Consider the following 13,168-nt stretch of genomic DNA (forward strand, 5'->3'; position numbering starts at 1 on the left):
GGGCGTGGCCGTCCCGGTGGCGCGCCCGGTCGTGGCGGTATCGGCGGTGCTCCCGGCGCCGGTGGTCCTCCCGGTGGCGGCGGCCGTGGCGGCCGTGGTGGCCGTGGCGGTTCCGGCACCCAGGGTGCTTTCGGGCGTCCCGGAGGTCCGGCCAAGCGCGGACGCAAGTCGAAGAAGCAGCGCAGGCAGGAATTCGACCAGATGGAGGCACCGTCGATCGGCGGCGTGCGCGTCCGTCAGGGCGACGGCCAGACCGTCCGGCTGCGCCGCGGCGCGTCGCTGACCGACCTCGCCGAGAAGATCGGCGTCGAGCCGGCCGTGCTCGTGCAGGTGCTGTTCAACCTGGGCGAGATGGTCAACGCCACCCAGTCGGTGGCCGACGACACGCTCCAGGTGCTCGGCGCCGAACTCAACTACAACATCGAGGTCGTCTCGCCCGAGGACGAGGACCGCGAGCTGCTGGAGAGCTTCGACATCGAGTTCGGCGAGAACGAGGGTGGCGAGGAGGACCTCGCACCGCGGCCGCCCGCCGTCACCGTCATGGGTCACGTCGACCACGGCAAGACGAAGCTGCTGGACGCGCTGCGGCACTCCAACGTGGTGGCCGGCGAGGCCGGAGGCATCACGCAGGCGATCGGCGCCTACCAGGTCGCCACCGAGGTGGACGGCCAGGAGCGGAAGATCACCTTCATCGACACCCCCGGTCACGAGGCGTTCACCGCCATGCGGGCCCGTGGTGCCAAGTCGACCGACATCGCCGTGCTGGTGGTTGCGGCCGACGACGGTGTGATGCCGCAGACGATCGAGGCGCTCAACCACGCGAAGGCGGCCGACGTGCCGATCGTGGTGGCGGTGAACAAGATCGACAAGGAGACCGCCGACCCGGTCAAGGTCCGTGGCCAGCTCACCGAGTACGGCCTGGTGCCCGAGGAGTACGGCGGCGACACCATGTTCGTCGACGTGTCCGCGACCACCCACGTCGGCCTCGACGCGCTGCTCGAGGCGGTCATCCTGACCGCGGACGCCGCTCTGGACCTGCGGGCCAACCCGGACATGCCGGCCCAGGGCGTTGCCATCGAGGCGCACCTGGACAAGGGCCGTGGCCCCGTGGCCACCGTCCTGGTGCACCGCGGAACGCTGCACACCGGTGACTCGATCGTCGCGGGATCGGCCTATGGCCGCGTCCGCGCCCTGATCAACGACCAGGGCGAGAACGTGGACGCGGCCCCGCCGTCGATGCCGGTGCAGGTGCTCGGCCTGACCTCGGTTCCCGGTGCGGGCGACAACTTCCTGGTCGTCGAGGACGACCGGATGGCTCGTCAGATCGCCGAGAAGCGGGAGGCGCGGCAGCGCGCGGCCATGCTGGCGAAGACCACCAGGCGCAAGACGCTCGACCAGCTGTTCGAGCAGCTCGCGAAGGGCGAGACGCAGGAGTTGCGGCTCATCCTCAAGGGCGACTCGGCCGGCGCGGTGGAGGCCCTGGAGGATTCGCTGCTGCAGATCGATGTGGGCGAAGAGGTCGACCTGCGGGTCATCGACCGCGGTGTCGGTGCGATCACCGAGACCAACGTGTCGCTGGCCGCGGCGTCGGACGCCGTCATCATCGGCTTCAACGTCCGTGCGCAGGGCAAGGCCACGCAGCTGGCCGACGCCGAGGGTGTCGACATCCGGTACTACTCGGTGATCTACGCGGCGATCGACGATGTCGAGGCGGCGCTGAAGGGCATGCTGAAGCCGATCTACGAGGAGAAGGTGCTCGGACAGGCGGAGATCCGCGAGATCTTCCGCTCGTCCAAGTTCGGCATCATCGCCGGCTGCATGGTGATCGACGGCTCGATCCGGCGGAACTCCAAGGCCCGTCTGCTGCGCGACGGGGTGGTGGTCACCGAGACCTCCATCGCGTCCCTGCGCAGGGAGAAGGACGACGTCACCGAGGTCCGCGAGGGGTACGAGTGCGGCACCACGCTGGCCGGGTTCTCCGACATCCACGTCGGCGACATCATCGAGACCTTCGAGATGGTGGAGAAGCCGCGGGACTGATCCCCGCTCGCGACGCGGGTCCGGTTCGACCGGGCCCGCGTCGCCCGTCCCAGTGAGAGGAACGATTCCATGAGCAGCCCTCGTTTCGCCAAGGTCGCGGAGCAGATCAAGGTGATCATCGCCCAGATGCTCGAGCGCAGGATCAAGGATCCGCGGTTGGGCTTCGTGACGATCACCGACGTGCGGATCACCGGCGACGGCAGGGAGGCGACCGTCTTCTACACGGTGCTCGGCGATGCGGTCGCCCGCTCAGAGTCGGCGGCCGCCCTGCAGTCGGCGACCGGTCTGCTGCGCTCGACCGTGGGCAAGCAGCTGGGCCTGAAGTTCACCCCCACGCTGGAGTTCGTGCTGGACGCGGTCGAGGAGGACGCCGCGCAGATCGAGGACGCCCTCGCCCGGGCCAGGGCGCTGGACGCAGAGGTCGCGGCCAGGGCCGTCGGCGCCAGCTACGCCGGGGACGCGGACCCCTACCGGAAGCCGGGCGAGGACGACGCCGACGGTGAATGACGCGTCCGGCCTGGTCGTCGTCGACAAGCCGGCCGGCTGGACGTCGCACCAGGTCGTGGGGCGCTGCCGGCGCCTCTACGGCACCCGCAAGGTCGGCCACGCCGGCACGCTCGACCCGATGGCCACCGGCGTGCTGCTGGTCGGCGTCAACCGCGCCACCCGCCTGCTCGGTTTCCTGGCCGGCCACGACAAGACCTACACGGCCACGATCCGGCTCGGCGCCGCCACGGTGACCGACGATGCGGAGGGCGACTTCGTGGAGCGGCGTGGGGCGGCAGGGATCACCGAGGCGGACGTGCGGTCCGCGCTGCCGGCCCTCACCGGGGTGATCAGCCAGGTTCCGTCCGCGGTCTCGGCGATCAAGGTGGACGGCAAGCGCGCGTACGCGCGCGTCCGGGCCGGCGAGGAGGTCCAGCTCCGGGCCAGGGAGGTCACGGTGAGCCGGTTCGAACTGGTCGGGTTCCGGCCGCCCGCGAGCTTCGCGGAGATCGAGGGGACAGCGGCCGCCGTCGCGCTGGACGTGGACGTCGAGGTGGACTGCTCCTCCGGCACCTACATCCGCGCGCTGGCCCGCGACCTGGGCCGGGCCCTGGGTTGTGGCGGCCACCTGACGGCGCTGCGCCGCACCCGGGTGGGCGCCTTCGACCTCTCCCTGGTCGCGCTCGACGCCGAGGGCCTGGCCGGCGAGGTCGGCCCGCCGCTGCTCGACCTCGGCGCGGTGGCCCGGCGTGCGTTCCCGTTCGTCGAGGTGGACGCCGACGGCGCCCGCGACGTCGGCCACGGCCGCCCGCTGGACATCCCCGTCCCCGCCGACCCCACCGCCGTGATCCACAACGGTGACCTGATCGCGCTCTACCGTCCGATCGACGCCGACGCCGACGCCGACGCCGACGCCGACGCCCAGGCCGAAGCCCAGGCCGACGCCGACGCCCAGCCCGACGCCCAGCCCGACGCTGATGCCCAGCCCGAAGCCGACGCCCAGGCCGACGCCGATCCGGACCCGGCCACCCGTCGGCCCCGGTCCCGCCCCGTCGCCGTCCTCGCCTGACCCGCCGGCGGCTGATCGAAGCCTCCGCTCGTCCCCCCGGCGCGTTCGCTCCCGAAAAGCGGCCTTGCTCCCCACTTTTCGGGAGCAAGGCCGCCTTTCGGGAGCGAAGCCGCGGAAGGGCGAGCGGGGAGCAGTTGGTAGGGTGGTCGGCGGTCTGCCAAGGGTGGAGCGGAGAGGCGAGCGTGAGTGCAGCAACGGTAGTCATCGGCAACTTCGATGGCGTCCACCCGGGCCACAGGGAGGTGCTGGCCGAGGCCGGGCGACGTCGCCCCGACCTGCCTCTGGTCGTCGTCACCTTCTGGCCGCACCCGATGTCGGTGCTGCGGCCGGAGACGGGACCGATGCTGCTGACGTCCCTGGAGGCGAGGATCGAGCTGCTCACCGCGGCGGGCGCCGACCGCGTCGAGGTGATCGAGTTCACCCGCGAGTTCGCGTCCTGGTCGCCCTCGGACTTCGTCGAGCGCGTTCTGGTCCCGCTGGACCCCGCGGTGGTCGTGGTGGGGGAGAACTTCCGGTTCGGCCACCACGCGTCCGGGACGGTCGCCACGCTGACCGAGCTCTCGGCGGGCCGGTTCGAGGTCGAGGCGCTCCCGCTGGTCCGCTTCGGCGACGAGGACACCTGCTCGACCCTGATCCGTCGCGCGCTGGCCGTGGGCGACGTGGCCCACGCCGCCCACCACCTCGGCCGCCTGTTCAACTTCCGCGGGGTCGTCGCCCACGGTGACCGGCGCGGGCGGACGCTGGGCTTCCCGACCGCGAACCTGCCCGTCCCCGCCGACCTCGCCTGCCCGGAGGACGGCGTCTACGCGGGCTGGGTGACCAGGAGGGACGGCCTGGACGCGCACGGCGACGCGCTCCCCGCGGATGCGCCGCCGCCGCGCTGGCCCGCGGCGATCTCCGTCGGCACCAACCCCACCTTCGACGGCCTCACCCGCCGGGTCGAGTCCTATGTGCTGGACCGGGACGACCTCGAACTGTATGACGCCCCGATCTCGGTGGAGTTCGTGGCCAGGATTCGCGGCCAGGTGCGCTTCGCCGACATCGACGAGCTGGTCGTGCAGATGGTCGACGACGTGGCCCGGTGCCGGGAGCAGCTGGGGATCGCGCCCCGGCAGTGAGACGTGGTCCCGGCTCACGGGATCTTCACAGCAAGGCCGCCGAAAGGCAGAATTGCGTCATGTTCGGTCTCGGTGCGCTGCGGCGACGGTTCGCCCACGACCCAGGGCCGGCCAGGCGGGACGTGGCCGGCCTCGGCATCGCCCCGTCCGACATCGACGAACTCGCCGCGCTCGCCACCCAGGTGGCGGCCGAGTACGGCCCGTCCTCGCCCGCGGTGGTGTCGGCGACGCTCACCCGGCTGCTCCGCCGCCAGGTGCCGGTGCGAGCCGTGCAGCCCGCACAGGGACGCTGTCTCGGCGGTCTGCAGTTCGCAGACGGAACGGTGGTGCTCGTCCGCGGCCGCCACGCCGGCGACCTCGGCAAGGTGGCGGCCGGCGTTCACTTCGGTGTCGTCCGGCTGGCGGACTTCCACGCCGCCTGCGGCGCCGTCACCCTCGAACTGAGCTACGGCACCCACCGCGACGAGCTGTCCGCCCTGGGCATCACCCAGCCGGTGTGAGCCGGCCTCAGCGCACGAGCAGCGACTTGCGGTAGATCGCGTCCCGCTGCTCGGCCGAGTTCACCCCTCCGGTGTCATCGATCCACTCGTAGGTGGTCAGGGCGTGGTCGCCGGTCGGGGAGTAGTCGAGCCCGATGTACATCGGGATCGCCGCTTCGTTCTCCGGATCCACCTTGAGGAACACCTCCACGAACCCGAGCTCGCCCGCGCGCTGCTCCAGGAAGGTGGTCAGGGCCCGGGCGGCGCCCTGGCGGCGGAACTCGGGGTACACCCACAGGTTCTTCAGCTCCGGGCGCAGGCTGTTGTCGGCGCGACAGTCCAGGACGCTCGTGCCCACCGGCACGTCGTCACGGAGGGCGATGGCGTAGAAGTAGTCGCCGCCGGCCTGCCGGTCGAAGTGCGCGCCCGCGATCCTCGCCGAGGGGTGGGCCTCACGGGCGTGCAGCGCGGGAAGGTCCTCGACGGTGCACAGGCGCACCGTGATCGACTCGTCAGGCATGCATCCTCCGGGTTCGGCGCAGGGAACTCCAGTGTTGCCGCTGGGGCTGGACGACTGCTACCCGTCTTGCCTGCCGGAAGAACACGAGGGGTCGTCGTCTCGTGCTCCTCCGGAGCGGGGTCAGCCCAGGGCCTTGATGATGTCCTCCACGCGCTGCTTGGCGTCGCCGAACAGCATCTGGGTGTTCTCCTTGAAGAACAGGGGGTTCTGGACGCCGGCGTAGCCGGTCGCCATCGAACGTTTGAACACGATCACGTTCGCTGCGTGCCACACCTCCAGCACCGGCATCCCGGCAATGGGGGAGTTCGGGTCGTCCAGCGCCGCGGGGTTCACCGTGTCGTTCGCGCCGATCACCAGGACCACGTCGGTGTCGGCGAAGTCGTCGTTGATCTCGTCCATCTCCAGGACGATGTCGTAGGGGACATGGGCCTCGGCCAGCAGGACGTTCATGTGCCCGGGCAGGCGCCCGGCGACCGGGTGGACGCCGAAGCGGACGTTCACCCCGTGCGCGCGGAGCTTGGCGGTGAGATCGGCGACCGGGTACTGGGCCTTCGCCACTGCCATGCCGTAGCCGGGGGTGATGATCACCGTCTTCGCGTTCCACAGCAGCTCGGCCGCGCCCGCGGCGTCGATCTCGCGGTGCTCTCCCTCGACCTCGGTGGCCGCCGCAACGGTGCCGCCCTCGGAGCCGAAGCCGCCGAGGATGACCGAGACGAACGAGCGGTTCATGGCCCGGCACATGATGTAGCTCAGGATCGCGCCGGAGGAGCCCACCAGCGAGCCGGTGATGATGAGCAGGTTGTTGTTCAGCATGAAGCCGGCGGCCGCCGCGGCCCAGCCCGAGTACGAGTTCAGCATCGACACGACGACCGGCATGTCGCCGCCGCCGATCGCCGCGACCATGTGGAAGCCCAGGGCGAAGCCGATGATCGCGATCGCGATGATCAGCACCCAGCCCAGCAGCGGGTTGGCGTCCCCGACGGCCACGAACCAGACCATCAGCCCGAGGAAGACCACGAACGCGCCGAGGTTGAGCAGGTTGCGTCCGGGCAGCGTGAGCGGCTTGGAACTCATCTTCGCCGACAGCTTCAGGTAGGCGATCACCGAGCCGGTGAACGTGTAGGCGCCGATCAGGACGCCGAGGGCGACCTCGACGAGATGGACGGTGCCGCCGGTGCCCTCGGGTGCGGCGAAGGAGTTGACGCCGACCAGCACCGCGGCCATGCCGACGAAGGAGTGGAACGCGGCGATCAGCTCGGGCATCTGGGTCATCTCGACCCTGCGGGCGACCGGGGTGCCGATCGCCGCCCCGATCGCCAGGACGGCGACGATCAGGACGAGGGTGACGACCACGGGCTGGCGGTTGCCCTCGGTGGCCGACATGGACAGCGAATGGATGATCGTCGCGACCAGCGCGAGTCCCATGCCGACCATGCCGGCGATGTTGCCCATCCGGGCCGTGGTCTGCTTCGAGAGCCCGGCGAGGGACAGGATGAACAGGACGCCGGCCACGATGTAGAGCCCCTGGACGAAGGAGAGCACCATGTCAGGACTCCTTCCTGAACATGCCGAGCATTCGGTAGGACACCAGGAAGCCGCCGAAGATGTTGATCGATGCGATCGTCGCCGCGATGAACGACATCACCAGGACGGCGATATTGGTCGAGCCGAGCTGGAGCAGTGCTCCGACCAGGATGATCCCCGAGATCGCGTTGGTCTGGGCCATCAGCGGGGTGTGCAGCGAGTGCGAGACGCCGCTGACCACGTAGAAGCCGACCACGACGGCGAGGGCGAACACCGTGAACGCCCCCACGAAGCTGGCCGGGGAGAAGGTCACGGCGAGGACCACCAGCGCCGCGGCGACGATCGACCACGCGATCCGGTTGCGGGTCCGGGCCCTGGCCGCCGCTGCCTGGTGCGCGGCCCTCTCCGCGGGATCCTCGGCAGGGACGGGCGCGGACGCGGACGGGGTGGCCGCCGAGACCTGGACCGGTGGGGGCGGCCAGAGCAGGTCGCCGTCCTTCGTCACGGTCATGCCGCGCAGCACGACGTCGTCGAGATCGAGCACGACCTCGCCGTCCTTGCCGGGAGTGAGCAGCTTGAACAGGTTCACCACGTTCGTGCCGTACAGCTGCGACGCCTGCGTGGGGAGCCGTCCGGCCAGGTCGGTGTAGCCGATGATCTTCACGCCGTTGTCGGTGACGACCAGTTGGTCCGCCACCGAGCCCTCGACATTTCCGCCGTTGGACGCGGCCATGTCGACGATCACGGAGCCCGGCTTCATGGTGGCCACCATCTCGGCCGTGATCAGCCGAGGCGCCGGGCGCCCCGGGATCAGCGCGGTCGTGATGATGATGTCGACCTCCCGGCACTGCTCGGCGTACATCCGTGCCGCGGCGTCGGCGTAGTCGGCGGAGGCCTCCTTGGCGTAGCCGTCGGCGGAACTCTGCTGCTCCGCCTTCACGGCCACGAACTCCCCGCCCATGGACGCGACCTGCTCGGCGACCTCCGCGCGCAGGTCGGTGGCGCGGACGATCGCTCCGAGCGACTTCGCCGTCCCGATCGCCGCGAGCCCGGCCACGCCCGCGCCGGAGACGAAGACGGTCGCCGGGGGCACCTTGCCGGCGGCGGTGACCTGGCCGGTGAACAGCGAGCCGAAAGCGTTGGCCGCCTCGATGACCGCGCGGTAGCCGGCGATGTTGGCCATCGAGCTCAGCACGTCGAGGGCCTGCGCGCGGGAGATGCGGGGGACGGCGTCCATCGCGAGCACCGTCAGGTCGCGCTCGGCCAGCTTCGCGAGCAGTTCGGGGCTGCGTCCCGGTGCGATCAGGGAGATCAGGATGCCGCCGTCGGGAAGCTGCGCGATCTCGTCGTCGTCGGGGGCATTGATCTTCGCGACGACAGGGGAGGACCAGGTCGTCGCTCGGTCGGAGACCGTGGCGCCGGCCGCGGCGTACTCGGCATCGGGGTAGGACGACAGCGCGCCGGCGCCGGCCTCGATCACGACACTGTGGCCGAGGGTGACGAGCTGCCGCACCGTCTTCGGAGTGGCGGCCACCCTGGTCTCGCCCTTCAGCGTCTCCAGGGGAATACCTATCTGCATATGCGTAATGCCTTCCGTGTGGTCACGGCTGTGGAACCGACGTCGGTAGCGTAGTGCCAAGAAGTACGACTGGACGGCCACTTCGCGCGGGTCCCGCGCCTGATCAGAGGCCGATTCGCCGCAGCTGGGCCGGAGCCGGTAGAGTGGACCCGCCGTCACGACGGCCGCGGACGCCCAAGAGCTCCCGACGATCCTGCAACACCACGAATCGTGCCGCCTGGCAGGGGAGCGCCGCGCAACGGGAAACCGAGAGGAGAGCAGCCGATGGACGCTGACACCAAGAAGAAGATCATCGAGGAGTACGCGGTCGCCCCGGGCGACACCGGTTCGCCGGACGTCCAGATCGCGCTGCTCACCAAGCGGATCGCACACCTGACCGAGCACCTCAAGGAGCACAAGGGCGACCACCACAGCCGTCGTGGCCTGATGCTCCTGGTCGGCCAGCGGCGCCGCCTGCTCAACTACGTCGCCAAGCAGGACATCGAGCACTACCGGTCCCTGATCGCGCGCCTCGGCCTGCGTCGGTGACATCACTCTTCTGACCAGCCGGTGACGGAGTCCCCGTCACCGGCTGGTCGTGCGTACAACTCCAGACGAGCCCCACACCACCTGGTTTGGTCCTCGGTAGTGACTTTCGGGCAGCCGCACGGCGGCCTCCCGCGAGCCTCGATCGAAGACCGGGGCAGGCAGGGGCGGGGCTCCAACCCGAAAGGAACCCGAATGGAAGGTCCTGACCTTCGTTACACCGAGGCCGTGATCGACAACGGCCCGCTGGGAAAGCACGTCGTCCGGTTCGAGTCCGGCCTGCTGGCCAAGCAGGCGAACGGCTCGGCAGCCGTCTACCTCGACGGCGACACGATGCTGCTGTCGGCGACCACCGCGGCCAAGAACCCGCGCGACGCCGTCGACTTCTTCCCGCTCACCGTGGACGTGGAGGAGCGGATGTACGCCGCCGGCCGCATCCCCGGCTCGTTCTTCCGCCGCGAGGGCCGTCCGTCCGAGGGCGCGATCCTGGCCGCCCGCCTGACCGACCGTCCGCTGCGTCCCTGCTTCGTGAAGGGGCTGCGCAACGAGGTCCAGGTCGTCATCACCGTGATGGCGCTGAACCCGAACGTCCGCTACGACGTGCTGGCGATCAATGCCGGCTCCGCGTCCACCACGCTCGCCGGCCTGCCGTTCTCCGGCCCGGTCGGTGGCCTGCGGATCGCCCTGATCGGCGAGGCGTGGGTGGGCTTCCCCACCGTCGAGCAGTCGGCGGACGCCACCTTCGAGATGGCCATCGCCGGCCGCGTCCTGCCGGACGGCGACGTCGCGATCATGATGGTCGAGGCGGAGTCGACCGAGGCCACCTGGGACCTGGTCCGCTCCGGCCGCACCGCTCCGACCGAGGACGTCGTGGCGCAGGGCATGGAGGCGGCCAAGCCGTTCATCAAAGCCCTGTGCGACGCTCAGGCCGAGCTGTCGGCGATGCTGCCCAAGCCGGTGTCGCAGTTCCCGGTGTTCCTCGACTACCAGCCCGACGTCTTCGAGGCTGTCGAGCAGGCCGGCACGCAGCGCCTCCGCTCCGTGATGAGCATCGTCGGCAAGGCGGAGCGCGAGACCGCGACCGAGGAGCTGAAGGCTGCGCTGCACGACGAGCTCGACGGTCTCTTCCCCGATCGCGGCAAGGAGATCAGCGGCGCGTTCTACGCGCTGACCAAGAAGGTCGTGCGGCACAAGACGCTCACCGAGCAGGTGCGCATCGACGGCCGTGGCGTCCGCGACATCCGGACGCTGTCGGCCGAGGTGGGCGTGCTGCCGCGGGTGCACGGTTCGGCGCTGTTCCAGCGCGGCGAGACCCAGATCCTGGGCGTCTCCACGCTGAACATGCTGGACATGGAGCAGAAGCTCGACACGCTCTCGCCGGAGACCACCAAGCGGTACATGCACAACTACAACTTCCCGCCCTACTCCACCGGTGAGACCGGCAGGGTCGGTTCGCCGAAGCGGCGCGAGATCGGCCATGGCGCGCTGGCCGAGCGTGCGCTGGTGCCGGTGCTGCCGAAGCGGGACGAGTTCCCCTACGCGATCCGCGAGGTGTCGGAGGCGCTGGGCTCCAACGGCTCGACGTCGATGGGCTCGGTGTGTGCGTCCACCCTCGCGCTGCTGAACGCGGGCGTGCCGCTGAAGGCGCCGGTGGCCGGCATCGCGATGGGCCTGATGAGCGAGGAGATCGACGGCGAGACGCGGTACGTCGCGCTGACCGACATCCTCGGCGCGGAGGACGCCCTGGGCGATATGGACTTCAAGGTCGCCGGCACGAAGGACTTCGTGACCGCGCTGCAGCTCGACACCAAGCTCAACGGCATCCCGTCCGAGGTGCTCGCCGGTGCGTTGCAGCAGGCCCGGGAGGCCCGGCACACGATCCTGGCCGTGATGGCGGAGGCCATCGAGGTCCCCGACGAGATGAGCCCCTACGCCCCGCGGATCATCACCGTCCGGATCCCGATCGACAAGATCGGCGAGGTCATCGGGCCCAAGGGCAAGATGATCAACCAGATCCAGGACGACACCGGCGCGAACATCTCGATCGAGGACGACGGCACGATCTACATCGGTGCGGACAACGGCGAGTCGGCCGAGGCCGCCCGTGCGCTGATCAATGCCATCGCCAACCCGACGATGCCGGAGAAGGGCGAGCGCTACCTGGGCACGGTCGTGAAGATCATGCCGTTCGGCGCGTTCATCTCGCTGCTGCCCGGCAAGGACGGCCTGCTGCACATCTCCAAGCTGCGTGGCCTCGCCGGCGGCGCCCGCGTGGAGAACGTGGAGGACGTGGTCAGCGTCGGCCAGAAGATCCAGGTCGAGATCTCCGACATCGACGAGAAGGGCAAGCTGTCCCTGATCCCCGTCGTGGAGGAGAAGGAGGCTGCTCCGGCCGAGGCCTGAGCACCGCTTCACCCGCACAGCGCCGCCCTCTCCGGGGGCGGCGCTGTCGCAATTCCCGCTGCGTCGCCGCGACCCGGGACCGGCACCTCGGGCCCCGCTCGCGCGCCGAGGGCCACCGCTCGCCGCCGAAGGCCACCGCTCCCGTCGAGGGCTCCGGTCCGGCCGCCGGCTCCGGGCGGGGAGGCTGGCGCTGGCCGGGAGTTGGTCCTGGGCGGGGACGCCGGCCCCTCGGCGTGGGGCGGGGCCCCGCGGCGATGACGGAGGACCCCCGAAGAAGGGCGGGAGCCTCAGTCCCACCAGGCGCGGTACCACCAGGTGCCCTCCGAAGGAGCAGCGGGGTCGGGCCCGGGCCCGTCGCGGAGGCTCAGCTCGTCGGGGAAAGCGTCGGCGTCGTCGACGCCGAACTCCCCGCTCAGCCGGGCGTACAACTCGGCGCAGTCGCAGCCGTCCAGCTCAGGGCCGCCCGGCGGGCAGAGCCGGTAGCGCCCGCCGGCCCGGAACAGCACACCCTCCACCGTGATCCGCTCGTCGCAGCGGGACGGCCCGATCACGTAGCCGTGGGCGAACAGGTCGTCGGGGTGTGCCACGACCGCCCTCAACACCGTCCCGATCGTGGGGCCGTCGTTCTGCCGCTGCGAGGCGAGGTAGTCCTGCGGCAGGAGTTCCAGCAGCCGCGCCGCGATTCTGGCGCCCACCAGGGTGAGCCGGTAGTAGGAGTCGTCGCCGGAGGTCTGGGTGAGCAGCACGGGCGCCAGGACGTCGACCACGCCGGCATCCAGCATCCAGCCGTGGCCGTGGCACCACGGCAGGTGCGAGTTGCCGGGCGCCCGCGCGCGGTCGCGCTCACTGCGCCACCGTTCGACCGGGCCGAGGGGTGGCCCGGCTTGCGCGCGCCGGCTGTGTGGAATCATCGCCGGATCTCCTTTCCGGTCGCCTCGCCGTTCATCCTCGGCGGCGGCACCGGGCACCGCTCAGCCGATCCCCGCTGGTGTGGACAACCGTCCCCGGGCGCGCCGGTTGTCCACAACCCGCACCGGAAAGCGGCGACGAACCGTCCAGGGGGCTGCTGATCATTGCTGTTCCGAGCGAGGACGTGCCGGGCGGGATGAGCGGCAAGGCCACATCTTGTGGGCGATAGTGGTCCTGTGCCCCAAGGTGTGGCCGCCGCGGATCGCCCGATCCGGCGCGCCGCAGCCGGGACATGATTGTTCAGCAGCCCCCTAGCATGGGCGGACCGAGGAGAGGGAGCAGCATGAGGGTCGCGGTGTTCGGAGCCGGGGGACGGATGGGTGCGGAGGTCTGCCGCGCGGTGGAGGCCGCCGACGACCTCGAGCTGGTCGCCGCCGTGGACGCGGGCGACGACCGCACGGCCGTGACGGGTGCCGACGTGGTGGTCGACTTCACGGTGCCCGGCGCCGTCATGGA

The 13,168-nt window shown here is 70.6% G+C and carries 10 protein-coding genes and 2 pseudogenes; 8 read left to right on the forward strand and 4 right to left on the reverse strand.

Features of this window, described 5'->3' with window-relative positions:
- From infB to QM633_RS12085, 5 genes and pseudogenes are all read left to right on the forward strand, one after another.
- Positions 1-2,040, forward strand: a 2,040-nt coding sequence (gene infB / locus QM633_RS12065; protein ID WP_415154008.1) for a translation initiation factor IF-2, incomplete at its 5' end; no start/stop codon positions are given.
- 69 nt (positions 2,041-2,109) lie between these two features.
- Positions 2,110-2,547, forward strand: a complete 438-nt coding sequence (gene rbfA, locus QM633_RS12070; protein WP_415154009.1) for a 30S ribosome-binding factor RbfA — start codon at positions 2,110-2,112, stop codon at positions 2,545-2,547.
- Positions 2,540-3,415, forward strand: a pseudogene (truB, locus tag QM633_RS12075) (tRNA pseudouridine(55) synthase TruB); the annotation flags it as partial. The gene rbfA and the pseudogene truB, both read left to right, overlap by 8 nt.
- Before the next feature lie 362 nt (positions 3,416-3,777).
- On the forward strand, positions 3,778-4,713 hold the full coding sequence (locus QM633_RS12080; RefSeq protein WP_415154010.1) for a bifunctional riboflavin kinase/FAD synthetase: 936 nt from the start codon (positions 3,778-3,780) through the stop codon (positions 4,711-4,713).
- A 59-nt stretch (positions 4,714-4,772) separates the two neighbouring features.
- Complete coding sequence (locus QM633_RS12085; RefSeq protein ID WP_415154011.1) at positions 4,773-5,213, forward strand: hypothetical protein; 441 nt, start codon at positions 4,773-4,775, stop codon at positions 5,211-5,213.
- A 7-nt stretch (positions 5,214-5,220) separates the two neighbouring features.
- Here the strand turns inward: QM633_RS12085 and QM633_RS12090 are convergent, their stop codons facing one another.
- The 3 genes from QM633_RS12090 to QM633_RS12100 all read right to left on the reverse strand — a co-directional run bounded on the left by QM633_RS12090 (position 5,221) and on the right by QM633_RS12100 (position 8,815).
- Entirely contained in the window at positions 5,221-5,712 is a 492-nt protein-coding gene (locus tag QM633_RS12090; protein ID WP_415154012.1) for a GNAT family N-acetyltransferase, read from the reverse strand.
- Positions 5,713-5,832: 120 nt separating this feature from the next.
- Complete coding sequence (gene pntB / locus QM633_RS12095) at positions 5,833-7,257, reverse strand: Re/Si-specific NAD(P)(+) transhydrogenase subunit beta (RefSeq protein ID WP_415154013.1); 1,425 nt, start codon at positions 7,255-7,257, stop codon at positions 5,833-5,835.
- 1 nt (position 7,258) lies between these two features.
- Complete coding sequence (locus tag QM633_RS12100) at positions 7,259-8,815, reverse strand: Re/Si-specific NAD(P)(+) transhydrogenase subunit alpha (RefSeq protein ID WP_415154014.1); 1,557 nt, start codon at positions 8,813-8,815, stop codon at positions 7,259-7,261.
- A 264-nt stretch (positions 8,816-9,079) separates the two neighbouring features.
- On the opposite strand from QM633_RS12100, the gene rpsO reads away from it, so the two are divergent.
- A complete protein-coding gene (gene rpsO / locus QM633_RS12105; protein ID WP_415154015.1) occupies positions 9,080-9,343 on the forward strand; it encodes a 30S ribosomal protein S15 in 264 nt (87 codons plus the stop codon).
- A gap of 192 nt (positions 9,344-9,535) precedes the next feature.
- Entirely contained in the window at positions 9,536-11,743 is a 2,208-nt protein-coding gene (locus QM633_RS12110) for a polyribonucleotide nucleotidyltransferase (protein WP_415154016.1), read from the forward strand.
- Between the two features lie 287 nt (positions 11,744-12,030).
- Here QM633_RS12110 and QM633_RS12115 read toward each other — a convergent pair whose 3' ends face one another.
- Positions 12,031-12,654, reverse strand: a complete 624-nt coding sequence (locus tag QM633_RS12115) for a hypothetical protein (protein WP_415154017.1) — start codon at positions 12,652-12,654, stop codon at positions 12,031-12,033.
- Positions 12,655-12,995: 341 nt separating this feature from the next.
- On the opposite strand from QM633_RS12115, the pseudogene QM633_RS12120 reads away from it, so the two are divergent.
- Positions 12,996-13,168 (forward strand): annotated as a pseudogene (locus tag QM633_RS12120) (4-hydroxy-tetrahydrodipicolinate reductase); the annotation flags it as partial.

The organism is Propionicimonas sp., from assembly GCF_047606205.1.
Taxonomy (GTDB): Bacteria; Actinomycetota; Actinomycetes; order Propionibacteriales; family Propionibacteriaceae; genus Propionicimonas.